This is a genomic window from Atopobium deltae, assembly GCF_001552785.1.
In the GTDB taxonomy this organism is placed as follows: Bacteria; Actinomycetota; Coriobacteriia; order Coriobacteriales; family Atopobiaceae; genus Atopobium; species Atopobium deltae.
This window is the reverse complement of sequence record NZ_KQ959516.1, coordinates 15068-40368: the sequence shown is the minus strand read 5'-3', so window position 1 is coordinate 40368 and position 25301 is coordinate 15068. Positions and strand designations below refer to the sequence as shown.

The following is a 25301-nucleotide window of genomic DNA, read 5'->3' as shown; positions in this document are numbered from 1 at the left end:
GATCTGCGGGTTTGCCTGTGGTCGTACCTGCGCTTGCGTCTACGTGGCCGATGGTTTATAGATTCTCATTGTAGTTGAACATCTGCGACTTTCAACTGTTAATGAGGGGTACAGTAAAGGCATACGCAGGTAAGTGTTGGTAGGTTTGTTGCTAAAGTAGCATACGCCTTTACAGGCACGTGCGCTATAGCTGTAACAAACGCGCCACGAGCATCATAAGCTTTGCACAATACCAACATATCGAGCACCGCTATATTGCGAGCTATCGTGAGTTATCGCGAGCTATCTCGAACTGCCACAAGCTATCAAGTTATCGCGAGTTTTTTATTGCACGAGCTTTTAAGACGAAGGAGTAAGGCATGTCAGATATCACGAACGATCAAAATGCTACTGGTCAGGTTGCGCCAGCTACGCCCGCCGCTGCCACACCCGCCGCAGCCCCCGCCAAACCCGACGAGTTCCGTACGGTTGCTGCTGATCCGCGTCCCGCGGTTCCCGCTTCCGCATCAGCGCGGCTGACCTGGTCAAACAACGGAAAAACCCTCAACTACACGGCCACGGCAGGCCATTTGGACGTACGTGAAGATACTGGTGCCCTTCTTGCCCAGATGTTCTCGATTGGTTATGTCGTTACCAACGATGGAGCAGCCGACGCCCAGCGCCCCGTAACCTTTGCTTTTAACGGCGGCCCTGGCTCTGCGTCTGTGCCTGTCAACATCGGCGGCATTGGTCCGATTCGCTGCAAAACCGATGGCGTGAAGCACCTGTCTCGTCCCGAAATCGAGGACAATCCTTACACCTTGTTGCAGCAAACGGACCTCGTCTTTTTGGACGCGCCTGGTACGGGCTGGTCAACGCTGGCGGAAGGCGCCGATCCCAAGAAAATCTTTGGTATTGATGGCGACGCATCGGCCTTCTCGCGCGCAATTCAGGACTGGCTCGAGAAGAATAATCGCTGGGACAGTCCCGTGTATTTGTTTGGCGAGTCCTACGGCACCATCCGTAACGCCGCCCTCATGCGCCTGTTGGGCGAGCAGGGCGTGTATGTCAGCGGCGTGATCATGCTTTCGGCCATTTTTGACTGGGTGCAAACGCTTCCGGGCAACGACTTGTACTACCTGGGCATGATGCCGACCTATGCGGCGACCGCACAGTTCTTTGGAAAGGCAGGTACCGAGTTTGACGAGAAGACCTGGTTCGATAAGGCCATGGACTTTGCAGATGATGTTTTGGCGCCCGCGCTTTTGAAGGGCGATCGTTTATCTGCTAAGAAGGAGCGTGAGGTTGCAGGCCAGCTTTCGGAGTTCGTTGGGCTTCCTGCGGAGTTTATTGCCGCTTCGCACCTGCGCATTAGCCTCGAGACCTTCCGCGCCAAGTTGCTTGAAGCCGAAGGAAAGATTGCGGGTCGTCTGGACACGCGCTTTTCTTCGGATGCGTATCATCCCGCACAAAGTTCCAGTGAGTTTTTGGCCAGCGAAGACGCGTCCATCGATGCGGTTGATGCCACTTGGAATGTTGCCTTTTTGCACTTCCTGCGCGATAAGCTCGGCTATGTGGCACCTAGTCGCTACCTGGGCAGCAATTATGGCACGATTGGTGTCAACTGGGATTGGAACCATCAGGCAGCAGGTACGGAAGAGAAGGTCGGCGCTCCTAACGTGAGCTTTGACATTGCTGCGGCGCTGCGTCGTAGCCCTCGCACCAAGCTTGCTATTTTGGGTGGACGCTATGATGCGGCAACCACCTATTGGAATGTGGTGCATGACATGAGCGCACAGTTCTTCTCGGATGAGATTAAGGCCAATATTGAGTGGCATCTGTACAACTGCGGTCACATGGCCTATGTTGACGTGCCAACGCTTATTGCCATGTATGACGACCTCAAGGCATTTTACGCAAAGCAGGCGTAAAGGTCAGCGGGTATAGCTACTGCTTTCTCCGTCGCAAGAGCTAGCTAAACATAAAGTTTTAAAGGCACCCCTTCTAACACGAAAGGGTGCCTTTTGTGATTCTGGCGGAACATATACCATGGAAGAACTTAATACAGCGAAGAGGCAGCGTAGAGATCATTCACGACTTTGCAGATCCTGGATGGGAACAACGTGCTGAATATCCAAGCTTTTGGGATTGGTTTAAAGAGGCAATCAATCTCCTCATTGAGAAGAGCTAGGTCGAGAAGGATGAAGCCGAGAAGAACCAAAAAGCATACTAAGCTTTGCAATTAGGTTTTGTGAAGAGCTCTGCGGCTAAGCTCGACGAACCAAAAAGCAACGATGGATCTTTGGGTTGCGCTTAAAATCCTCTGGTATGGTGTTTGAACTTATATCTTCGACGGAAACGCCTGTTTTTTGCAGGGCCTTCTCGTCAAGCTTAAAGCTGCGCAAGTTGCACGAAAAAACGCACACACCGTCTTTCGCAAGCATTCTTGATAAAGAAATGAGCAGTTCAGCGTGGTCGCGCTGCACGTCCCAGCCGCGCTTTCGCATGCGCGCGCTGTTGGAAAAGGTCGGGACATCGCAAAAAATAAGGTGATAGCGGTTGGGGCTGTGTCGCTGCTCATCAACCCATTTAAGGACATCTGCCTGCACAAATTTGTGACTCTCGTCCGCAAAACCGTTGCAGCGCATGTTGCGTTGTGCCCAGTCGAGATACGTTTTGGACATATCGACGGTCACGGTGTTGGTGACACCGCCGTCCGCTACGTAGCAGCTCGCGCTACCCGTGTAGGAAAACAGATTGCAGAAGTAGCCGTTGTAAGGAACCTTTTTTGCGAGCTCACGAAGCATGTTGCGTGTGTCGCGGTGGTCCAAAAAGAGCCCTGTGTCGAGCGCCGCATCAAAGTTTACTTCAAAAAGCAGGCCATTCTCGTCAACCAGGCGAGTGATTGGGCGTGCACCACGCGCGCCCGCACCTTGTGTGCCCGCTGTTTGTGCATACTGAGAGCCACCCTTTGAACGCATGCGAGTCTTCACAAAAATATGTTCGGGCTGGATGTCACAAATGCGCGCCGTAATAGTGAGCATATCCAACAGACGTTGCCAAGCATGCGCTGGATTAATCATTTTTGGCGCGGCATACTCGGCGATAACAGCCCAGCGTTCAGGCTGATTGTTTGGACGGGCCGAAGGACGGCTGGAGGCGCGACTGTTGGGATGCTTGGACGATCCTATACCACGGCGAGGTTGCTGGGGAAGCGTTTCGTATAAATCGATTGCTGCAGCGTAATCGGGTAGATCAGCATCATACACGCGGTAGCAAGAAATAAGTTCGCGAGAAGCCCACTTTTTGCGGAGTCTGTAATTTTTTGCAAGACGTGCTGCAAATTGCTCAGAATTTTGCATAAAAACGGGGAGCTGTTGCCCGTCTTTATAGGTGATGTGGGGGACGTGCAACTGTATGTCAGCAGGGTTGTAGCAGCTTAGCACCGATGGCGTCTGACCCAACAAAATATTGATTGTGCTCAGAGGCTGCACCTGCAATATATCACTTGTGGTGTTGGTGGGGTCGATAATACCAAGCGTGCGTGCAGTGCTTAGCTGCGGTACGAGTGCACGAAACTCGCTGAGCATAGTAGCCTCAACAGCAGGTTTAGCATTTTGTAAAAAGGAAAGGTCTGCCACGCAGATGCTTTGATCAGCAAGGCGTTGCTGGGGGAGTGTTGAGACGGCTGCTGTTGAGCTTGTTGTTGCTGCTGGCGCCGCTGTTGTTACCTCGGTCATTTCTTTGAAGTTCTCGGCAGACATGAGCGTGGGTTCATAAAACATGCCAGCTGAGCGCAGCATGTGACGAACGGAGGTTTGCCAACCCTCTCGGGTATCGATCGCCATGATGCTGAACTGTTTGTTTGGAGCGGTCTGTTGAGTGGCTTGCTGCGGCTGCTCAGTAGTCTGCTGCACCCGTTGCGCCCGTTGTTGAGCGTCATTGTAGATGCGCTTCCAGCAGGCTTGATCATGCAAAAGCCACTTGTCAAAGCCCCAGCGCGCGTGAAGTAATCCAGCCGCTCGTCCCAGCGCAATACTTGTTGCTTCACACACAAGCGTACCTTCGCCAGGATAGAGTACGACAAGCGAGGGGACTGTATCGTCTGACGTGGCAGACTGACATGCATCGATCCAACCCGCTTGTGCAAGCAGCGCGCACGCATAGTCGGGACGCAAAAAGCCAAGTTTATTGCGTCGACGAGTGTCCTGCAGTTCATAGCCACGTTTAAAGAGGGGTTCGCCCGATATATCAAGTCCGACCATTGCTGTGTTGTTATGCAGGCGTACTACAAGGCGTATGTCAGGATCGGAAGGATTGGTGGTAATGCGCACCGCCCTTTTAGCAAGCATGCGGTCTACAATAGCGTCCTTTGTGCGCAGCGCAATAAACTGCGTATTGCGCAGCTCTGCATTGGTGCCATGCGCCTGTACAGCAATGCTCGCATCAACAGGAATATGGGTTTCCCATGAGATGTCAAAAATCTGCTGATACAGCTCATCTGCATTCGCTGCACCCACACGAGCAAGCATAACCAAAACACGCGAAGCAAGGCGAGACCACATGCATGCTCGATAAGCATCCGCAAGCTCGGCTCCAAAGCTCACCTGACCTGTCAGGGGTCGAATTTGTGTGCAGTGAAGCTCTTTGAGCTCGAGCGCCAAGAGTTTCTCAAAACCTTTTGGACAGGTTGCAATACATTCCATCGGGTCACCTTTCGCCCGTAGCAGCTATAATATATGCTTACATTGTACAACATGCATAATAAGCACCATACACAAGTAACATGCGCAAAAATGCTACGCCACTTGCGATGAGGAGTATTCACATGGATCAACGTATTGCACCAACTGTTGAGCTTTGGTCAAAAAACGTGACTGACAAGGATTTATTAGACGAGCTCCAGCAGCTCAGAGCGGATGATTCCGACGAGTTGTACGACGCTTTTTATAAGGATCTGGCCTTTGGTACGGCGGGTCTGCGTGGCACACTTGGCGTTGGCACCAACCGCATGAATGTGCATGTTGTTGCGCGCGCTACCCAGGGCGTTGCCAACTATTTAAACGCGCATTACGACAATCCCACCGTGGCGCTCGGACGCGATTCTCGTAATAAAGGAGAAGATTTTCAGCGGGTCGCAGCTGGCGTTTTGGCAGCAAATGGCATTAGAGTTTACGTCTATCCGCGCATTGAGCCCGTCCCTGCGATTTCGTTTGCCGTGCGCAGGCTCCAAACTTCGGCTGGCATCGTATTGACCGCCAGTCATAACCCCGCTAAATACAACGGTTACAAGCTCTACAACAACCATGGTGGACAAATTGCCAACGAGGCGGCCGACGAAATCAGTGCTTCTATCGCAAAAACCGACATGTTTGACGGTATTCTCTGCATGGACTTTGACGAGGCTCTAACGCAAGGTCTTATCGAATGGACGCCCGAGTACGTGCTCGACGACTTCATTAAGGCGGTCATGAAGGTTTCGATTCCCGGCTTTAAGGCAGCGCCTGGCTACAAAGTGGTGTACACACCGCTCAACGGCACAGGCATCGAGTGTGTGAAGCGCATTCTGGCCGAAATTGGCGTCACCGACGTCACTGTGGTGCCCGAGCAGGCATATCCCGATGGTAATTTTCCGACCTGTCCGTATCCCAATCCCGAGTTTCGTGAGGCACTTGAGCTGGGCCTCAAGCTTGCCGAGAAGGTCAAGCCGCAGCTACTCGTTGCGACCGATCCTGACGCCGACCGCATGGGGGCTGCCGTTCCGCATAAGGGTGAGTACAAGCTGATCACGGGCAACGAAATGGGTGTGTTGCTCATGGACTGGCTGGCCCGCATGGCCGCGCAGTCCGGCAAGGACGTGCGCTCCAAAGTTGCCGTTACGAGTATCGTGTCGAGCAGCATGTGCGATGCGCTTGCCGCCGATGCGGGCTTTGAGCTGCGCCGCGTTCTTACGGGCTTCAAATATGTTGGCGAGCAGATTGATCAGCTGACAGATGCGGGTGAAGAGCAGCGCTTTTTGATGGGCTTTGAGGAGTCCTACGGATACTTGGTGGGTACGCACGCGCGCGATAAGGATGCCATTGTGGCCACCATGCTTTGCATCGAGATGGCTTCCTCTTATGCCGAGAAGGGCATGGATTTGTACGAGGCTATCGAGGCGCTGTACGATCGCTATGGCTACTACCTGAACGGAGTGGTCAATGCTGCTTTCCCAGGAGCCGCGGGTGCTGACCGTATGCAGCAGATTATGGAAGAGTTGCGTCAAAACGCGCCCGACAGCTTTGCGGGTTACAAGGTGTTGCAGGTGCATGATTTTGCGCAGGGTCTTATGATGCCTCGTGTTGGTGGCTTGCAAAAAGAGGCGCCACAGTACCTGCCGCAGGCCAACGTCCTCGAGTTTGTGCTTGAGGGTAACAATAAGCTCATCTTCCGCCCCTCGGGTACCGAGCCTAAGATTAAGGCATATCTGTTCTCGTGTGGCGAGACTCGTGAAGCCTCCGAAGCAGCGCTTGCTGCACTGCGTCAGGCTGCGGAAGACGTGCTCAAGTAGCGTTACGACTTCGCTTGTTGCTGCGCTGCCTTTATGACGTAGATGCTGCCTTCCAGCGAATTGGTAATAGTTGACATTGCCCACGGGCGAGAAGACACTGAGCTGCTCAAAGGATCGTACACCGTCAGCGTGCCATCAGCATTGACTGCGGCGATGATGAGGTAGTGAGGTTGCGCGCTGAGGCTGTCCTTTTTGGTCAGGCCGATAACAAAGCCACCCTTTTTAAGTGCAGAGGTGATGTTGTCGGCTGAGGTCTCTTTTGCTTGACCCGAAAGTTTTACATCGGCGAGCTTCTCGCTGGTAAATAACTTTGGATCGGTGTAGGTATCACCTGTAGCAAAACCATTGTCGGTCGCAAACTTTGCAATAGTGGCAGGTGTTTGCTCGGCGCTGCCCGTCAAAGCCATAAAAGCCATCGAAAGGCAGGTTGGACCTGATCCCGTCACTCCTAAGGGCATGCCAGCGTAATCCACGAAGCCCCAGCGCTTGTCGTAGGTATAAAGCGCAGGGACGCCTCCTTTGGTAATGGCATCGCTGTAGGCTTGTGACTTTTTGTCGGCTGTTGGAATGGCAGCTACAAAACTGGTGGCAGCGGGCTCGTTAAGTGCGAGTTCGATGATCTTCTCGTTAGCGTAATGCGAAGCATTTTTGGCAATCGCCGCAAGCTGTTTGTTGGTTTCGAGCTGCGCATCAAGGCGTTTTTGCAAGCCGTTCGAAAGCTTTGGCGCAGTTTCTTTTTTCTGCTGCGTTGCCTGTACGGTCTTGTTTTTATTGGCAGTGCAGCTGCGCACACAACTGGTTATGCCTACCACGAGCAAAATGATGATGAGTAAAATGCTGCCAAAAAAGACGATCATGCGCCCGCGCCAGGTTGATAAAATCCCGCCAAAGCCAGCGCGCGAACCTATACGGGCGCCCATGCGACTACCTGCGCCCGAGCGACCCATGCGTGGTCCTCTACCACGACGATGGCTGGTAGCTTGTTTTTGTCCACGTAAGGAATAGCCCATTGGGCGCTTAGCGCTCAATGGGCGGTGCTGCACGGGGGAGACGCCCGCAATGCCCATTTGTTTGCGCTTGCGTAAGCTGCCTTGCGGCGCGTCCCGCGAAGCGCCCTGTGCTGGTGCTTGTTGCGACGAAACGTCTTGTGAAGATTGTGAGGCACGACGTGATGTTCGCGATTCAAATGGCTGCATCATAGGGCTCCTTACCTGAGAAGCGAAGCGTGAAAGCATAAGGTTTATGAATAATATACCGCTAAATGCTATAAAGCGCAGCTGTAGTATGGTATAACGTGGCAATAAAGCAGCTGAAAGGTCAAAAGAGGTCAAAAGCGCACCGAAGCTTCGAGAAAAGCGAGCGTTATAGAGGTACATGCGATAAGCCTACGCACGATAGGAATGTGTACGACGCGCATGTGTGCGGTAAAGATGCGGAGACTTTTTGCCAAGGTCTTCTTGGGCAAATGATCAAATTTGGGATCGTAGGGGTTGTGGCGACCTTTGTTGATCTTATCGGTAATCGGACTTGACATTAACGCCATCATTATGTGATGGGGCGAAATCTGGTTTGGTTCCATCGGCGTTGATTATTCGCAAGGCCTGTATTATGTGCTGGTAAAAATACTTGCAACGGTCGTCGTAATGATTTGGAATTTTGTCTCACGCAAGCTGTTACTTGATACCGATAAACGCCGATAACTGCTCATAAATGCAACGTTCCATGCTAAATGAAGCATAATATACAAAATATATAGAAATATCCTTTTGCTATTTCATACAATTTTGATATGATTTTATGCGTAAAACGCTAAATGACCATAAAACAGTGGTCATTGTCAAACTGTATATTTTAAGGGTATTTGGCAAGGAGTCGAGCATGGTTAAAAAACGCAATAGTAGGCAAGATACTATTAGAGATATTGTCCGCGGTAAATCAATTCGCACGCAACGAGCGCTGGTGCAAGAGCTTACCAACGCTGGTTTTAATTGCACACAGGCAACGGTTTCTCGCGATATTGCAGACATGGGTCTGCACAAGCTTCCCGAGGGTATTTATGTGTTGGCAGAAGACCTGCACCTGCAGCGCATGGTTTCTGATTTGGTGTTAAGCGTGCGTCGTGTGGGCAACCAGATTCTGATTAAGGCACAGCCAGGAACAGCTCCTGGCATCGCCGCCGCAATTGATGCTGCTGACCTACCAACGGTTGTCGGATCTCTGGCAGGTAATGACACCATTTTGGTAGTGACTGATGCCGTGCAAACGGGTGAAGATTTTGAAGTCATGATTAACAAACTTCGTCACGGTCAGTAGGCTGTTTACTGTTTGTTTCCGATAAGATCCGCGAAGTATCACAATAAAAAGAACAACGGCTGTTACCAAGTGTGGCAGCCGTTGTTCTTAGCAAATTCCAGAAGACGATTCCAGAAGACGCCTCCTGCGTCAGAACGTCGCTGCCAGTTATTCTGAGTGCGCCCCTTCGCCGCCATTGGCATTGTTTGAGTTACCCTCATTATTTGTGTTGGTTGTTCCGCCTTGACCGCCCTGGGTGCCCTGCTGACCTTGTCCACCTTGCTGTTGCTCAGCGGGTGCTTCAGGAGCCTCGGGTGCCTTCTGTTCAGGCTCAGGTGTTGACGGCGCAACATGTGTGGCAAAAGGCCACGCGCTGTAGGGCTTATAGGTAGGAGCGGGAGCCGTTGGGAATTCTTCTCGTGCAGCACCGCCCAGCGTTAATGCCAAATAGCGTCCAAAAATGGGGCAAGACGTGTTGGAGGGATGACCCGCAGAGCCCCAGACACGCACGGGCTTCTCTTGACGATGACCCGTCCATACGGCAACCGTTGTTTGGGGCGTGTAGCCAACAAACCACAGGTCACGTGTATTGGTGGTCGTACCCGTCTTACCAGCAATGGGCTGATTGACACCCTTAGCATACTGACGAACCGCCGTTGCTGTTCCGCGGCTTACGACGCCTTCGAGCACCTGCGTAGTGGCATAGGCTACTTCACTTGGGATCGCTTGGTTGGTTTGCTGTTTGTGCTCGTAGACCACGTTATCGTTACGATCTTCAATTTTGGTAATGGCAATCGCATTGCGATGTACGCCGTTGTTGGCAATGGTGGAATATCCTTCAGCCATTTGCAGCACAGGAACACCAATCGTACCCAAGGTGACCGAGGCGTACGAAGGAATATCCACGCCAATACCGAGCTTTTTAGCAGCGTCCGAAATAGCGCCACCTCCAATGGCCTGCGCAATTTGTACGTAGCCCGTGTTGGACGAAACTTCTGTCGCACGCGCTACAGAAATGTGACCGTAGCTCCTATTGCCATAGTTTTGCACGCGCCAGGTTGGTGTGACCTGAATAGGGGAGTTACAGTTCAAGTGTGTATCGGGGTTGAGCCCCGCTGCAAGTGCTGCCACCAGCGTAAAGGTCTTAAAACTGGAGCCAGGTTGACGCTGGGCTTGCGTGGCAAGGTTGTACTGGTTTTGGTTATAATCGCGCCCGCCGACCATAGCGTCGATGTAGCCATTTTTGTTGTTGATGGCGACCATTGCGCTTTCGAGGTCCTTGTTGCCGATGGCATCAAGTTGCTTTTGTACGGCTGTCTCTGCCGCTTTTTGTTTATCGGGATCGAGGGTGGTGTAGACCTTCAAGCCACCACGGTAGATGGTCTTTGAGTCAAAGTCCTTCAAGAGCAGCGTCTTGACGTAGCTTGTGAAGTAGGGATAGCTGTTCTTCTCGTCAGTAACCGACTTACCACGATTGAGCACAATCTCTTCTTTTGAGGCAGCATCAAATTCTTCCTGGGTGATAAGACCAGCCGAAAGCATACGGTTCAATACGACGTTGCGACGCGCCTTTGAGTTTTTGGGGTTCTTCACGGGGTCATAGGCTGTGGGTGCGTTGGGAATACCAATGAGGGTTGCGGCCTCGGCAAGCGTCAAATCATGGGCTGACTTGTTGAAATAGGTTATCGAGGCGGCCTCAATACCATAGGCGCCCTGGCCATAATAAATGGTGTTGAGGTACATCATTAAAATCTGCTCTTTGGTGTAAATCTTTTCCATCTCGACAGCGAGGTAGGCCTCACGAATTTTACGACGCAAGGTCTTATCGAATTGTTCATCCGACAGGATGGTATTGCGCACGAGCTGTTGCGTAAGAGTGGAAGCACCCTCGGAGCGACCAGAAGCGTTCGAGAAAACTGCACGTAAAATGCCCTGTGGGTCAACACCGCTGTGCTTATAAAAGCGCTTATCTTCGGTGGCAACAGTGCCTGTTAAAACATAGGGAGATACTTTATCGATGGTAATGCTTCTGCGATTTTGCAGATAAAAGCTGGCAATAGTGTTGCCCTTCACGTCGTAGACGGTCGTTGGCTCCGCCGCGAGGTAAGCGTCAGCCGATTTGTAGTCGGGAAGGTCTTTGAGCCAAAAGGCCGTGAGCGACCCGAGCGAAAATGTGAGCGCCAATGCCAGCAAACCAATAAAACCAAAGACGCCAAGGACACCAAAGCCAAAAGCATGGGTACGTGCGTGTCTTTTAGCTCTACGTGTGCGAACACCCATCAAGTTCCTCCTCTGTTCGCCTCATGCGCGCGAACGTTCATAATTGATTTATTTTGAACTATCCTGCGCCTCAGCGTCTAGGGTCATACACAAATCAAGAAGCTTATCTGCTATTTTAGCGCTAAATAAGCGTCAATTTCACATACCTACCACGAGCTGGTGGCAATATGTCCACAAAAAGCGTGCTGAGAATGGCGGCGACTTACTGCGCGGTGCTTGGCGTGACGGGGGAAGTGGTGTCCTACCGAGAAGCTCGACGACTTTGTGTAATTTACGCTCGTACAATTCTCGTGTATCTGTGGTGGTATTGTGTATAAAATACAACAATACGAACACACACGATCGTGGAGGGTAGAGCATTGCCTTGTGTTGAAGAGCAACTAAAAGTTATTACATCTGGTACGATGCAGATTGTTCCTTTGGAGGAGCTCAAAGCGAAGCTTCAAAAAGGAGAGCCTTTAACCATTAAGCTTGGCGTCGATCCAACCAGTCCTGACCTGCACTTGGGCCACGCTGTGCCCTTGCGCAAGATGCGTCAGTTCCAGGATTTGGGTCACAAGGTGACGCTTATTATCGGCAACGGCACCGCCCTTATCGGCGACCCCTCGGGGCGTGACTCCACTCGTCCTCCGTTAACGGAAGAGCAGGTCGAGGCTAATGCGCAGACCTACGTTTCGCAGGCCATGAAGGTGCTCGATCCCCAAAAGACGACCATCGTACACAATGGCGATTGGCTGAAGTCGATGCAGCTGGGCGACATGCTTGACCTCATGAGCAAATTTAATGTCGCGCGCATTTTGGAGCGCGAGGATTTTCATAAGCGCTACACCAACGGCCAGTCGATTGCGCTGCATGAGTTTATTTACCCCGTGCTGCAGGCTTACGATTCCGTGGTTGTCAAGGCCGATGTCGAGATGGGCGGCAACGATCAGATCTTTAACCTGCTTGCGGGCCGCGATTTGATGCGCGCGCAGGATCTGGAGCCGCAGGTTGCGCTTACCGTGCCCCTGCTTGTGGGCTTGGATGGCACCAAAAAGATGTCGAAGAGTTACAAAAATTATGTGGGCTTAACCGACCCCGCCGACGACATGTACGGCAAGCTAATGTCCATTACCGACGAGCTTATCCCCATGTATTATCGTCTGTGCTCGACGCTTTCGGTCGATGAGGTGGATGCTATTGACGCGCAGTTTGCCAACCACACGGCCGATCCCTACGAGCTCAAGCGCTCGCTTGCACGCAATATTTGTGATTTGTATCACGGGCAGGGCGCAGGGCTTTCGGCGCAGGCAGCCTTTGACGCGCAGTTTAAGCGCAACGAGGTACCCGAGGATATTGCCACCTTTGATCTGGGTCTTGTCGAGAAGACCGATGAAGGCGATGTGTATCTCGCGAAGCTTATGGTCGAGCTCAAGCTTGCCACATCGACAGGTGAAGCGCGTCGTTTGATTGACGGCGGTGGTGTTAAAATCAATGGTGTTGCCGTTGAGGCCAAGCAGTATAGCGTCGCATTTGATCTGTTTAGCGCTGGAACCACCGTGCAGGCGGGCAAGCGTCGCTGGGCACGCTTGGCGTAAACACACTATGCAAGATATGCCAGAACTTTTAGCTCCTGCTGGTAGCTACGATGCGGCTCGTGCCGCACTTGCCGCAGGAGCTGATGCTATCTATTGCGCCCTTGGACATGCGTTTAATGCACGCCGCTCGGCCGACAATTTTGACGAGAATAGCTTTGCTGTCTTTTGTAGGCAGGCACATCTCGCGGGTGCGCGCGTCTACGTTCCCATTAACATTGTCATCAAATCGGACGAGTTCACGTCTGCGTTGTCGCTGGTAAGCACAGCGTGGCGCCTTGGCGCCGATGCGTTTATCATCCAGGATTGGGGCCTATTTCTTGAGGTTCACAAGCGTTGGCCTCAGATAGAATGCCACATTTCCACCCAGGCCAATATTCACGACGCACGCGCCGCCGCCTGGTGCGCGCACATGGGTGCGACCCGCGTGACCTTATCGAGAGAGTTGTCGCTTGTCGAGATCGCGCGCATTTCTGCGCTGGACATCGAGACGGAAGTTTTTACACATGGCGCTCTGTGCTTTTGCTATTCGGGTGAGTGTGGGCTGTCGGCCGCGTTTGGTAAGCGTTCGGCGAATCGTGGCATGTGCGCGCAGCCCTGTCGTTTGGAGTACAAGCTTTTGGACGAGAAGGGCGACTGCGTGCAAAATCGTCGCTATTCTCGGCTGCTTTGTCCTAAGGATATGTGCGGCTTCGACGATGTTGGCGCGCTGGCGCGTGCGGGTGTTGCGTCATACAAAATCGAAGGCCGGATGAAGACAGCCGAGTACGTGTATGCGGTGATCAAGGCGTATCGAGGCCAGATTGATGCGTGCGCGCAGCGTGAGTTGGGGGACGGTCTCGCGCGCTGCGCCACCGCCGCCACCCCAGCGTGCGACGATAACACCACACCAGACGTGACCGCAGCCGACGCTCGCGCCAACCAGCGCAAACGCCTGTTGGAGCGCAGTTTTAATCGCGGCTTTACGGACTCATATTTGCACGCGCGCGCCGATAATTCCATGATGAGTTATGAGCGCTCCAATAATCAGGGCCAGCTGGTAGGGCAGGTTATTGCGTCGCAAAAATTGGACGACGTGTTTCGTACGACGACAGGCGCGCAAGGAGGTCGCCCCCGCAAAAGGCGCTTTACGCAAGCACGCATTACGGTGCAGCTTACGCAACCAGTCGATAAGGGCGATCTGCTCGAATTTCGTCCCGAATCCGACCCCGCACAATTTTTAACAGCAACGGTCGAGGCCCCTGGTAAGGCGGGCGGCCAGGTCAGCTGTATTGCCGCTCGCGTGATGCCTTACGGTTGCTCAGCCCGTCTCATTCGCAGCCAGCGTATCAAAGATGACACTTCACAGGCGTTGAGCTGCGATATTGTACGAAAGCGTCTCGTGCACGTGCAGGTGCAATGCCACCGGGGTCAGCCCTTTACATTGAGGATGACGACTGTCGATGGACATGCGTCAGTGTGGGTGGAGGGCCCGCAGATAGAGCGCGCGCGAACCCGTGCCCTCACGCAGGATTCGATTCGCGAGCACGTGTGTCGCATGGGTGCAACGCCGTTTGAGCCCGCCACCATCGACATTGCACTTGATGATGACTGTGGCATGAGTTTCTCGGCGATTCATGCGCTCCGCGCGCAGGCAGCAGATCTTCTTGTCGAGAAGATCCTCCAGCCGTATACCATGCGCCAGCTGCTACGCTCTGCGCCGCGAGAGTCAGCAGGTAAGACGACACGCAAGCCGACAAGCGACTTGACATTGCACGCACCCACACCCACGCTGCGCACTGCATATGACCCCGAACTTTGCGTGCTGGCAACTTCGACCGAGGTAGCATGGGCCGCCGTCCGCGCTGGTGCAGATCGCATTTATGTTCCGTATGATGAGCTGTCAACAAAGCTGGCGACATCCGCATACCCCGACAACTGCATTCCTCTATTTGACGAAGTGTGCCGCAATGCCGACCATGACCGTCTTGCCCAGTGTGTCCAGGCGCATCACGCTCAGTCGCACCGCCTCTCAAGCGTGGTAGTGGGCACGATGAGCGAACTTATCGCCGCCCGCGAACAGGGGATAGACGTCGAAGTTTCATCAGCAATTCCCGTGCATAATCCTTCCTGCCTACAATTCTTAGAAAGCATGGGCGCAACAGGAACCTGGCTTTCGTTTGAGCTGACGCTGCGAGAGATCGCTCGTATCGCGCAGCGCGCACACAGCCACCTCGGACTGGTTGTGTATGGCCGACCTCGCGTGATGACCTCGGAGCATTGCGTGTTTATGGCTGCTGATCGCTGTATTCACGATTGCAAGCACTGTCGGTGGCGCCACCGCCGCATGATGCTACAAAATGACACAGGCGCCTTGATGCCTGTGCAAACGGATTGCCACGGTCGTTCGCGAATTTACGGCCCGCACATCATCAATACCATTGCCTACGTCGATAAACTCAAGGAAGCAGGCATTAGTCGTTTTGCGATTGACGCGAGGTTCTTATCGCCTGACGAGGTGGCTGCTCAGATTGCCCGCTTACGTTTGGCACTTACAGGCGGCGATGTGTCTGATGCCGCAGCCAGCTGCGCGCATGCTATCACCACCACGGGTCATCTGTTTGTGGGTATCGAATAAAACTCGCACAATTATGAGGATCTTCTCGTCCGCCACGCCGCAGCTGGGTACAATATCGCTAATGAATATCGTGTCCAAAACGCGTGCTAGCAAGGAGATAATTCATGAGCGCCGATACGTTTGATACCAATAAGCCTTATACGAATGCACAGGGCGATGCCGAGAAGCCCGACGAAGTCGCCGAAGCTTCCAAACCTGCCAGCGACAAGGTGACTAAAACCAGCAGCACCGCTGCAACAGGCATCGACGCCGCCGCGCACACCGCCACCGATGCGGGTGCCGACGCGCCTACCACTGGCGTATCAACTGATGACACCTCCTCCACTGACGAGGATGATTTTGCCGCAAACTATGCCGAGGATTATGGCATCGGTTACGGCACGGGCTATGGTATGGGTTACGGCGCAGATTATGGATCGGATTACGGTATGGGCTATGGTATGGGTTACGGCACTGGTTTTGGTGCAGGTTCGCCCGTTGCTAGCGCGTACACTTCGCCGCAGCAATCCGCGGCGGGCTCTTCTGATGACAATTTCTTTGACGATGATGAGCCTGGAGAGAAGGTCAAGGTTGACGAGGTGCTTCTGCGCGAAACGCTCGAAATTATCCGCCCGAGCCTTATTGCCGATGGCGGCGACATGGAGCTGGTAGGCGTGGACGACGATGGTGTGGTAACACTGCGCCTGACGGGCGCTTGCATGGGCTGCCCTTTGAGTTCGCTGACACTCGGCATGGGTATTGAGCGCATTTTACGTGACCATGTTCCTGGCGTAACGCGCGTCGAGGCCATTATGTAAATACCGCTCAAACAACATTCTGCACGCCTGCAACGCCCCGTCTGTAAATAACATCCGACACAAGAGTAACGAGAAACTATGTGGCTCAATGAACTGTATCAAAATCTAAATCCCATCGCGTTTTCGATAGGACCGTTCGTGGTGCGCTGGTATGGGCTTGCATACCTATTTGGTGTCATTGGCGCAGGATTTGTTATGTATCGCGTTGCTGCTCGTTGGAAGCAGCGCCTTGTGCTTGATGATTTGGTAACGCTGCTTGTCAGCGCTGCGTTTGGCATTATTATTGGCGGGCGCTTAGGCTACGTGCTCTTTTATGGTGCGGGATATTATGTGGCACACCCGCTTTCGATTTTTATCTTAAGCGAAGGTGGCATGAGCTTTCATGGAGGGCTTGCAGGAGCTGCGCTGGCTGTGTTTTTAGCGTGCCGTTACTTGGGTTTCTCGCCAGCTACGGTTGCCGACTTAGCTGCCGTTGGAACACCTGTTGGATTGTTGTTTGGTCGCTGCGCTAATTTTATTAACGGAGAGTTGTGGGGCAAGCCTACGGATTTGCCCTGGGGCGTAGTGTTTGTGCCAGGCGATGTTGCGCGTCATCCCTCTCAGCTGTACGAAGCAGTGTTGGAAGGCCTCGTGCTTTTTGTGGTGCTCTATGCGTTGTCGCGCCGCACAAAGCCGCTGCCTAAGGGCAGCTATATGGGGCTTTTTTTGGCGCTCTATGGCGTATTTCGCTTTGCCGTTGAGTTTGTGCGCTTGCCCGATGAGCAGCTTGGATATTTGTTGGGCACGCAATGGCTCACCATGGGCATGGTGTTAAGCATTCCCTTGGTGGCGCTTGGGGCAGTTATGGTGTGGCTCGCGCTTGCGCGCAAGGTGTCGCAGCAACTGAGGCGTTAATTTACCACGTGGCTCATAGTGAGTCTGTGCGCAAGGGGCGTTAGTTGTCGAGTTCGTTATCAAGCGTGAAGTCTAAGAACGGCTCTTCCTCAACGTCCTCGAGCTCGTCGATCTTCTCGATATCGGGAGTTTCGAACTCAGTTTCGAGCTCATCGGCATGATCGTCCACAAAGCTGTAGGCAGCACCGTCGACCTCGTCTGCTTCGGGCAACGCTGACGAGATGGAGCACAAACCCTCATCGGTGGTAGTAATCTTTTGCCAGTTGAGGACCACGGGTGTCTCGCCATTGGCGGTAAGCTCGAGTAACGAATCCAGATAAATGCGATCGGAGCCGTTGATAAGACTCGAGTCATTGTGGAGCTCCACGAGTTTGAGCGCGAACTTGTCGAGCGCATCATCAAGGTTTTGGGCCTCCACCAAACAGGGGATAAGGCAGTAGTTTTCGTTCTCGTCCGTTGCATCGATGTAACTAAAATTTCCAACGTACAACATAGCTGCTCCTTTAGCCGCACGGTGCGTTTTGCACGCCGCCATTGTCTCTGCTGCAAGTGTACTATAGTCTATAGAGCGTGGAGGCCGTGACAATAAAAAGTCCGCTTGATTTTGGATGATTTTGGATGATTTCGCATGATTTTTGCCGTCCGCCGCTGCAGCACTTTTCTCTTGTGCGCTGCAAGAGTAATATATACAAGGTTAGATGAGTTATTAATTTGATGTAGGTCTACCGCAAGGTCTACGGTAGGTCTACCGCAAGGTTTTATCGTAAGGAGACATGAATGTCCGGACACTCAAAGTGGGCTACCACAAAGCATAAGAAGGCTGCTATTGACGCAAAAAGGTCTTCGCTTTTCTCTAAGCTTTCCCGTAACATTACCGTTGCTGCTAAGCTCGGTGGCGATCCCAACCCGGATAACAATGCTACGTTAGCTGCAGCTATTGCCCGTGCACGCATGGTTTCGATGCCCAATGCAAAGATCAAGGGCGCTATCGATAAGGCCTTCGGTTCGGGTGCCGACGCTTCGGTGTACGAAAACATTTCTTACGAGGGTTATGGCCCCGCGGGCGTGGCACTGTACGTCGAGTGCCTTACCGACAACCGCAATCGTACCGCCGCTGATGTTCGCTCGGCCTTTACCCACGCAGGTGGTAACCTGGGAACATCTGGTTCGGTAGCGTTCCAGTTTGAGCGCAAGGGTTCAATTGCGGTCGAGAAGATCATCGAAAGTGACGATAAAAAAGTCCCCTCGAAACAAAACGCCGTTGATGAGGATGAGTTCATGATGGCTGTTGCCGAGGCTGAGGGTGACGATTACGAAGACGCTGGCGATCAGTGGATTGTCTACACCGCCTATGACAAGCTGCAGTCCGTACAAAAGGGCTTGGAAGCTGGAGGTATTGAAGTTAAGGGTTCCGAGCTGACGATGGTTCCCACCACGCCCACCGATGTAAGCGTTGCTGATGCAAAGAAGGTTCAGCGCCTCATCGATCGCTTGGAAGAACTGGAAGATGTACAAAACGTCTACAGCACGATGAACGTCACTGACGAGATTGCCGAGGCACTCGCGGAAGACGAGTAAGCGAAGCGCTCGCGGCTTTGCGTTGTCGTTGCAGGCTGTTGCCGTCCGTCGTTTTATCACGCCTTCGTCGGTCTTCTCGGCAGCGCGAGCATAAGCTTTGTACGAATATATGTGTGAACAGCAGCCTAACCTGTAGTTGGGCTGCTTTTTTAGATATAATAAGACGTATGGGTAGTGCTCGCCGTCGCTACACCCGTAGGAGCAAAAGGTATTGCAAACCCCTTAAAGGAGGGTGTCTTGTGAAGATCTTTCGAAGAATATTTTTATCAATCTATGCCATCATCGGGCTTTTGTTGACGGCTGTACTTGCGTGCATGTGGTACAACGTGTTTCCGCCGCAGATAGTACGTTTTTTGCAAACTGACACCATGGTCTACAGCCTGTTTGCCTGCCTGGGCATCGTAGCAGCAGGCTTTATCGGTGCCTTGTGGTACGCCCTGTTTTATCGCACGCCTAAGGTGCTCGTGCTGCGCGATTCTCAACAAGGCATTATCACCATCACGCAGGCTGCGCTTGCTTCGCAGGTTACGCATATTGTCGAGGCGCAGGGCGACATCTCGGTGTACAAAGTGCAGATCCATATTTACAGGAACAACACGGTGTTTGTGGCTGTATGGGTTTCGCCCCGCCTTGTGATGGATGTTGCGCGTCGCGGGGAAGAGCTCCTCAATGCGCTGACGCGTGAGCTAAAGCTTTTATGCGGCGACCACCTGGCAAAGGTGCACATCAGCTACGTGCAATTCCAAACTCGCCCCGAGGACCAGCGCGATGATCAGTATGACGACAGGTCAGATGATAAGATCAGTGCTGCCGAGAAGAACAACGCTGTCGAGAAGCATGCGAGGGCCGAGAAGCACTCCGTTGACGCAAAGCCAGCAGCGTCATCGCAGTCACAAGCGCCTCAAAATGAGCCCGTGCAAAGTCACTATAATGAAATTACGTATACACCTACGACGCATACTCAAAACGAGTAGACCAACCGCAGCCAACGCCGCGACCACGGCGAGCTAAACAACGACGACAGAAGCATAGCCACAACGCTTAAGAAAGTGAAACACAATGAACCAAGACAACCTCTATACCAAAACTGTTAGGTGGTTTGAACAGCGTTTTCCTGGCAAGGGACATGCACTGACCTTTGCCTGCGTCGGCTGCGCCTGTGCACTTTTCATCCGTTTTGTCGGCTTTTGGCCGACGATGTTCATGCTTCTGTGCGTTTTTATCGGCTATGCCTTTGGCCAAACGCTCGACGGCAAACCGACCATCATAAAAGCGCTCAAACGTCGCATTCGACAACTCATGATACACATCAATGGGAACGATGCTTCAGGAAGGGATTTTTTCTATGACCGATCAGACAAACACCCCAAAGACTGACCAAGTGCTCTCGTCAAAAAACGATCCCCAAGCATCCGAGCAGCTTGTCGGCGATGCAGCTGCCGAGAAGATCGACGCAGTTGACACTGGCGCCGCTACCGATCCCGCTGCCGCCGACACCACCAACACAGGCGACGCAAACGACGCCGCAACCATCGAGGTCGTCCCCAATCTCGACGACGAAGCCACCGATGAGGATTTGAACAGCGAAGATTCGTTGACTTTCTCGAATGGGGTTATCGAAAAAATCGTCATGCTTGCCGTACAAGGTGTACCAGGTGTTTTGGGCATGCGTGGCGGTTGGGTCAATCGCGTGTACGAAACCTTTGGTGCGGTCAGCCCGACGCGCGGCGTCACCGTTGAAGTTACGCCCGACAATGCCGTTCGTGTCAACGTGGCGGTGCTCATCGAATACGGCGCCTATGCCCCTCAGATTTTTGAGGATGTCAAAAAGGTGGTTGTCAAACAAATCGTCGGCATGACTGGTTTGGAAGTGGCTGGCGTTAACCTGCGCATTGAAGATGTGCTCACTGCGGACGAATATGAGGCAGGCAAGCGCGAAGTGTCCGAAAAGCGCACTCGTGATAAGGACGGCGACGACGAGTAGTATCAAGCGTCGCGATCGTCTTGCAGCGGCAAAATGTCAGCGCAGTGTCATGATAAATTGTCGACGACGAGTAACACACGCGTCACACAACTGCGCTATACTGCTCATAACAACATCATACAAAGGGAGCTGCTAATGGAAGCACTCGCGTTCATACGAGTGCCCATGGGAGCGGCTGAGAGGAATGATCCCAATCATTCGACCTATAACCTGATCTGGATAATGCCAGCGTAGGAACAAGTCATACTTCTTGCTCTTGAGCTCGGCTACAGCATAGAGGAAGTAAGGATGACTTGCATACGACCTCATAAAAAAATTCTTTACCCGTTAGCGTCGTTGGGCGCCTTGGTGCTTGTATGGCATCTGGTGGTGGCGCTCGAGTTGGTGCCGCATTACTTGCTTCCTTCACCTGTCGAAGTTGTTTTTGCCCTGATTAACGAGTTCTGCCTTCTTGTTATGCACGCCCAAACAACCCTTGTTGAAGCGTTGTTGGGTTTAGTTATCGGCGTTGTGCTCGCCGTTATATGTGCCATCATCATGGATCGCTTCGAGGACTTTTACCTCGCCTTTGAGCCGTTGGCGACACTCTCGCAAACCATTCCCACCATTGCCATTGCACCGCTTCTTGTGTTGTGGTTTGGCTATGGGCTGCTTCCAAAAATTATTCTTGTCATTCTAACCTCGTTTTTCCCCGTGCTCGTTTCGTTTGTGAGCGGCCTTGCGTCGGTCGATCACGACATGATTGACCTCATGCGCATTATGCATGCCTCGCGCTGGCAAATCTTTTGGCACGTCAAAATGCCCGCCGCACTCGAACAATTTTTTGCGGGGCTTTCTATTGCGGCGGCCTACGCCATCGTGAGCGCCGTCATTGCCGAATGGCTCGGTGGCATCGCAGGTCTGGGTGTGTATATGACCCGCGTGCGTAAGTCTTTTGCCTACGATCGCATGTTTGCTTCGATCATCGTCATCTCGAGTTTGTCGCTGCTTTTGATGGCGGCGATGCGCGGTCTGGCGTATGTCGGCATGCCGTGGAAACACCGAGAAACCCAACGCAGCGGGCAAGAAACCCACGCTGCTGGCCAAGAAGAGCACCGTCCCACGCAATCCAACGCTAATCAACAACGGTAACCCACAAGGAAAGGATATACACCATGGCACACACACAAATTTCTCGACAGCAGGATGCTGGACAGCAAGGCGCTCGGCAGCAGCTTGCTGGACGGCGAATTTCTCGTAAGCAATTTTTAGCAGGTACGGGTGTTTCGTTGCTAGCGTTCGCCGCACCCATGCTCGGCTGCAGCCAGCAAAAACAAAAAGGCGACGCCGCCAAAGGCAGCGCAGCTGCAAAGCAAAAAACAAAGCTCACCCTGTGCTTGGACTACACGCCCAACACGAACCACACGGGGCTGTACGTCGCAAAAGAAAAAGGCTTTTTCGCTGATGAGGGGCTTGAGCTGGAGTTTATCCAGAGTTCCGAGAACTCTGCCGAAGCGATGGTCGGCACTGGCCAGGCCCAGGTGGGTGTTTCGTATCAGGATTACGTGGCCAACGCGCTGTCTCAGGATAATCCGTTTCCCGTTACGGCTGTTGCTGCAATTATCCAGCATAATACCTCGGGCATCATGAGCCGCGCCGCGGATAGCATTACCTCGGCAAAAAAGATGGAAAACCACCGCTACGCGACCTGGGATATGCCCGTCGAGCAGGCCACGATTAAGCAGGTCGTGACCACCGACGGCGGCGATTTTTCGAAGATCACGATGGTGCCCTACAACGTCGACGATGAGGTGTCGGGCCTCAAAGCCAACATGTTCGACGCGGTGTGGGTCTACGAGGGCTGGGCGTATCAAAATGCCAAGGTACAAAAATACGACGTGAATTACTTCTCGTTTAGCTCGATGGATCCCGTTTTTGACTTCTACACGCCCGTTCTGATCGCCAACAACAGCTTTATGGAGAAGTCCGCTGACCAGCTCAAAGGCTTTTTGCGCGCCGTGAAGAAGGGCTACGAGTTTGCGATTTCGAATCCGAACGATGCGGCGTCCATTTTGCTGAAGGCAGTTCCCGAACTTGACGAGAAACTCGTGCGAGCCAGTGCGCAATTTTTGGCGAAACAGTATCAGGCGGACGCTTCGAGCTGGGGCGTTATTGATGCGAAGCGCTGGAGCCGCTACTTTACGTGGCTCAACGACAACAAACTGGTGAAGCATGCGCTGGATGTGAATGCGGGTTGGACGGATAAGTATCTCGAGAAGACCAAATAAGAAAGCGGGGGAGCGTCTGTGCAAAAGGCTCCACAAAAACAAGCAGCACTGTGTGCAAAATCGATAAGCGTCTCGTGGGACAACAAGGTGATCGTACAAAACGTATCGCTAGAGGTTTTTCCTGGCGAGATCGTCGGGCTTATCGGTAAGTCGGGTTGCGGTAAAACCAGCTTGCTGCATGCTCTTGCTGGTTTGGTTGCACCAACCGCTGGCGCGGTTACCATTGAGGGCTCCGATCATACCGCTCGCCCTGGCGCTGCGAGCTATATGTTCCAAAAAGACCTGCTCATCCCTAGTAAAACGGTTATCGACAACGTCTGTTTGCCGCGCGTTATCGCGGGGGTGGCCCCCGCGCAAGCTCGGCAAGAAGCAACGGATTTTTTCAAGATCTTTGGTCTTGACGGCACGCAAGAGCTGTGGCCGTATCAATTATCGGGCGGCATGAAGCAGCGAGCCGCATTGCTTCGTACCTACATGATGGGAAATCGCGTGGTTTTGCTCGATGAGCCCTTCTCGGCGCTTGATGCGCTTACCCGTACTGAGCTGCGCGAATGGTACAGGGCTATGGCTCGCAAGCTCGGTCTTGCATCGCTTATCGTGACACATGATGTTGATGAGGCGTTAGTGCTGGCAGATCGTATTTACGTCCTGCATACTGGCGGTGCTTCTGGCGAGAATGGCGGTGCTATCGATGGTGGAAACCCTGCGCACGCGCCCGCGCATATCTCGTATGAATTACGTGTTGAGCGCCCTTGCGAGAGAGGCGTTTTGGATCTAGACGCACCTGCAGATATGGTTACAGAGCTAGATACATGCCCAAGCGCAAGCGAGCAAGTAAGCGCAAGTGCAAACACGAGCGCAAATGCTACGCTGGCAGAGTCCTTCTCGCTCACTCCACGCTTTTTGCAATACAAAAAACAACTGCTCGAACAGCTTGCCTAAATCGTCGAGCAGCTTGCTTAAGTGCTTGGACAAGCCTTGTCCAAGTCGTGCGCCTTGGCGTTGAGCCTTGCTCTATTAACTCTATATGCCATTACGCGTCACCGCGCGCCAAAACATCACTACGTCGTTTACGGGGTAGTGGTGTTGGTTTTTGTGTCACCTGAGTTATTGCTGTTATTTTGCGAGTTGTTCGTACTGGTATTGGTGTTGTTAGATCGCTCGGACGGCTTCTTTGGAGTGGTTCCATCACCTGTATTGTTATTTGAAGGTGTATTCTCCGACGAAGAAGGTGTCTCGGGTGAGGGGGTAGCATTTTGCTGCTCTTGCTGAGCGGAGCTCTTTTCGTCCGTCGAAGGCTTATGGGGTTCGGACGAGTGTTCGTCGTGCTTCTGTGATTTTTCTTCTTGCGTTGGTGTCTGTTGTTGTTCTGTTTGCTCTACCTGCTGAGGTGCAGTCTGTTTAGTTGTCTTGGGCTGAGTAATGACAGGTACGTTTACCTTTGTTCCAAAACCTTGTCCCGCAGAAAGCGTATCGACAAGCCAGGCGGTGATCCCCATGGCGCCAAGCGCTGCTACAATGATGCCCGCGGCAATCATGCGATAGTGTATCTGCTGATCTTTTTGCAGTTGGCGATAGTAATCGGGTGCGATGCGAGCACCTTGTTTTTGCGCACGAGCAGTATTGCCAAGCATCTCATAGGGGTTGTTTTGTGCTGTAGTCGCCGCGTTGGTGGGAGCAGGCTCGCTGTCGTTTCCATACGGCGAGAGCTCCTTGAGCTTATCGGCACTTACACTTATAAGACTTCTAAACAGTTGGTTGGCAATCGCCGCCACACCCGCGCCGACTGCGGCCCCTAAAAGACCTCCGTAAATACCAATGCGTGACGATAAGACCACCGAAATGATCGTGGTTAATATTGAGGCAAATACCTGCACAAACGAAAACTCTCCGAAGATGCGCGCTCGAACGCTTTGGGGAGCTTTGTTGGGTGGCGTTGGTTGCGAGGTCGGCTGCGATTGCAGCTGCACATGCGTCTGCGGCTTTTGCCACTGTTGCGGCTGATGAGGCTGAATCTGTGGTTGCATCTGCTGAGGTTGGGACTGCACTTGTAGGTGTGTTTGTTGTTGCGTTTGAGATTGCGGTGTTTGAGTGGTGTGCACAAAATCCTCCAACAAAAGTTTGTGTGCAATGTACGTTTGCTACGATGTCTTGCGTCACTTCGCGCTATACAAAGCATTCCCGCGGGACTTGCTTATAACAAAAGTTCTCTAAAAATCTGTAAACTAACACGGAGAGCCTGTAACAAGATAGCTCGCCGTAAAATCGGAACGTAACTTCCTCAATCAAAAGGCATGGATGGAGGAAGATATGAGTGATGTTGTTGCAAACAACGGCAAGATCGTTACTGGCAAGAAGATCGCTAGCTGGAAAAATGCACTTGAGCATGATGAATGGCCCAATGGATGGGTTAACGTTGGGGAGATCATCGAGGGCAAGCTTCCAAAAACAACTCCCGAAATGGCAGAGTAGATTATGCAACGTTTAGG

At 52.7% G+C, this 25301-nt stretch carries 21 protein-coding genes; 15 read left to right on the top strand and 6 right to left on the bottom strand.

The genetic code is table 11. The features are described 5' to 3' along the window. Positions 1-359: 359 nt before the first annotated feature. Entirely contained in the window at positions 360-1910 is a 1551-nt protein-coding gene (locus tag HMPREF3192_RS05380; protein WP_066306191.1) for a S10 family peptidase, read from the top strand. A gap of 336 nt (positions 1911-2246) precedes the next feature. Here the strand turns inward: HMPREF3192_RS05380 and rlmKL are convergent, their stop codons facing one another. Continuing rightward, entirely contained in the window at positions 2247-4685 is a 2439-nt protein-coding gene (gene rlmKL, locus HMPREF3192_RS05375; RefSeq protein WP_066306184.1) for a bifunctional 23S rRNA (guanine(2069)-N(7))-methyltransferase RlmK/23S rRNA (guanine(2445)-N(2))-methyltransferase RlmL, read from the bottom strand. A gap of 122 nt (positions 4686-4807) precedes the next feature. On the opposite strand from rlmKL, the gene HMPREF3192_RS05370 reads away from it, so the two are divergent. Then, entirely contained in the window at positions 4808-6529 is a 1722-nt protein-coding gene (locus HMPREF3192_RS05370) for a phospho-sugar mutase (RefSeq protein ID WP_066306182.1), read from the top strand. Positions 6530-6531: 2 nt separating this feature from the next. Here HMPREF3192_RS05370 and HMPREF3192_RS05365 read toward each other — a convergent pair whose 3' ends face one another. Next, positions 6532-7728, bottom strand: a complete 1197-nt coding sequence (locus HMPREF3192_RS05365; protein ID WP_066306181.1) for a cysteine peptidase family C39 domain-containing protein — start codon at positions 7726-7728, stop codon at positions 6532-6534. A gap of 128 nt (positions 7729-7856) precedes the next feature. Further along, positions 7857-8063 carry a hypothetical protein gene (locus HMPREF3192_RS05360; protein WP_156422886.1) on the bottom strand — a complete coding sequence of 69 codons (207 nt, stop codon included), beginning with the start codon at positions 8061-8063 and terminating at the stop codon, positions 7857-7859. Positions 8064-8407: 344 nt separating this feature from the next. Between HMPREF3192_RS05360 and HMPREF3192_RS05355 the strand changes: the two genes are divergently transcribed. Beyond that, complete coding sequence (locus HMPREF3192_RS05355; protein WP_066306177.1) at positions 8408-8842, top strand: arginine repressor; 435 nt, start codon at positions 8408-8410, stop codon at positions 8840-8842. Positions 8843-8989: 147 nt separating this feature from the next. On the opposite strand, the gene HMPREF3192_RS05350 is transcribed toward HMPREF3192_RS05355, so the two are convergent. After that, positions 8990-11101 (bottom strand): transglycosylase domain-containing protein, encoded by a 2112-nt coding sequence (locus HMPREF3192_RS05350; protein ID WP_066306175.1) that lies wholly within the window; start codon positions 11099-11101, stop codon positions 8990-8992. Positions 11102-11460: 359 nt separating this feature from the next. Between HMPREF3192_RS05350 and tyrS the strand changes: the two genes are divergently transcribed. The 4 genes from tyrS to lgt all read left to right on the top strand — a co-directional run bounded on the left by tyrS (position 11461) and on the right by lgt (position 16983). Then, positions 11461-12678, top strand: a complete 1218-nt coding sequence (gene tyrS, locus HMPREF3192_RS05345; RefSeq protein ID WP_156422885.1) for a tyrosine--tRNA ligase — start codon at positions 11461-11463, stop codon at positions 12676-12678. Between the two features lie 16 nt (positions 12679-12694). Next, the gene (locus HMPREF3192_RS05340) at positions 12695-15292 is read left to right on the top strand and encodes a U32 family peptidase (RefSeq protein ID WP_197414578.1); all 2598 of its coding nucleotides are present in this window, start codon (positions 12695-12697) and stop codon (positions 15290-15292) included. A gap of 578 nt (positions 15293-15870) precedes the next feature. Continuing rightward, the gene (locus tag HMPREF3192_RS07140) at positions 15871-16089 is read left to right on the top strand and encodes a NifU family protein (RefSeq protein ID WP_066306621.1); all 219 of its coding nucleotides are present in this window, start codon (positions 15871-15873) and stop codon (positions 16087-16089) included. A 78-nt stretch (positions 16090-16167) separates the two neighbouring features. Continuing rightward, positions 16168-16983, top strand: coding sequence for a prolipoprotein diacylglyceryl transferase (gene lgt, locus HMPREF3192_RS05330; RefSeq protein WP_066306166.1), 816 nt, complete (start codon positions 16168-16170; stop codon positions 16981-16983). Between the two features lie 40 nt (positions 16984-17023). On the opposite strand, the gene HMPREF3192_RS05325 is transcribed toward lgt, so the two are convergent. After that, a complete protein-coding gene (locus HMPREF3192_RS05325) occupies positions 17024-17476 on the bottom strand; it encodes a hypothetical protein (protein WP_066306163.1) in 453 nt (150 codons plus the stop codon). A gap of 284 nt (positions 17477-17760) precedes the next feature. On the opposite strand from HMPREF3192_RS05325, the gene HMPREF3192_RS05320 reads away from it, so the two are divergent. The 7 genes from HMPREF3192_RS05320 to HMPREF3192_RS05290 all read left to right on the top strand — a co-directional run bounded on the left by HMPREF3192_RS05320 (position 17761) and on the right by HMPREF3192_RS05290 (position 23754). Next, positions 17761-18561, top strand: a complete 801-nt coding sequence (locus tag HMPREF3192_RS05320; RefSeq protein WP_066306160.1) for a YebC/PmpR family DNA-binding transcriptional regulator — start codon at positions 17761-17763, stop codon at positions 18559-18561. Positions 18562-18800: 239 nt separating this feature from the next. Beyond that, positions 18801-19535, top strand: coding sequence for an alkaline shock response membrane anchor protein AmaP (gene amaP, locus HMPREF3192_RS05315; protein ID WP_066306158.1), 735 nt, complete (start codon positions 18801-18803; stop codon positions 19533-19535). Between the two features lie 85 nt (positions 19536-19620). Further along, on the top strand, positions 19621-19938 hold the full coding sequence (locus HMPREF3192_RS05310; protein ID WP_066306157.1) for a DUF2273 domain-containing protein: 318 nt from the start codon (positions 19621-19623) through the stop codon (positions 19936-19938). Further along, on the top strand, positions 19907-20545 hold the full coding sequence (locus tag HMPREF3192_RS05305; protein WP_082715673.1) for an Asp23/Gls24 family envelope stress response protein: 639 nt from the start codon (positions 19907-19909) through the stop codon (positions 20543-20545). The genes HMPREF3192_RS05310 and HMPREF3192_RS05305 overlap by 32 nt, the downstream gene beginning before the upstream one ends. Before the next feature lie 288 nt (positions 20546-20833). Continuing rightward, complete coding sequence (locus HMPREF3192_RS05300; RefSeq protein ID WP_082715672.1) at positions 20834-21676, top strand: ABC transporter permease; 843 nt, start codon at positions 20834-20836, stop codon at positions 21674-21676. 23 nt (positions 21677-21699) lie between these two features. Continuing rightward, positions 21700-22812 carry an ABC transporter substrate-binding protein gene (locus HMPREF3192_RS05295; protein ID WP_082715671.1) on the top strand — a complete coding sequence of 371 codons (1113 nt, stop codon included), beginning with the start codon at positions 21700-21702 and terminating at the stop codon, positions 22810-22812. Between the two features lie 18 nt (positions 22813-22830). After that, complete coding sequence (locus HMPREF3192_RS05290; RefSeq protein ID WP_066306156.1) at positions 22831-23754, top strand: ABC transporter ATP-binding protein; 924 nt, start codon at positions 22831-22833, stop codon at positions 23752-23754. A gap of 128 nt (positions 23755-23882) precedes the next feature. Here HMPREF3192_RS05290 and HMPREF3192_RS05285 read toward each other — a convergent pair whose 3' ends face one another. After that, positions 23883-24914 (bottom strand): hypothetical protein, encoded by a 1032-nt coding sequence (locus HMPREF3192_RS05285; RefSeq protein WP_066306155.1) that lies wholly within the window; start codon positions 24912-24914, stop codon positions 23883-23885. Positions 24915-25122: 208 nt separating this feature from the next. On the opposite strand from HMPREF3192_RS05285, the gene HMPREF3192_RS06835 reads away from it, so the two are divergent. Continuing rightward, the gene (locus HMPREF3192_RS06835; RefSeq protein ID WP_156422882.1) at positions 25123-25284 is read left to right on the top strand and encodes a hypothetical protein; all 162 of its coding nucleotides are present in this window, start codon (positions 25123-25125) and stop codon (positions 25282-25284) included. The last annotated feature ends 17 nt before the right edge of the window (positions 25285-25301 follow it).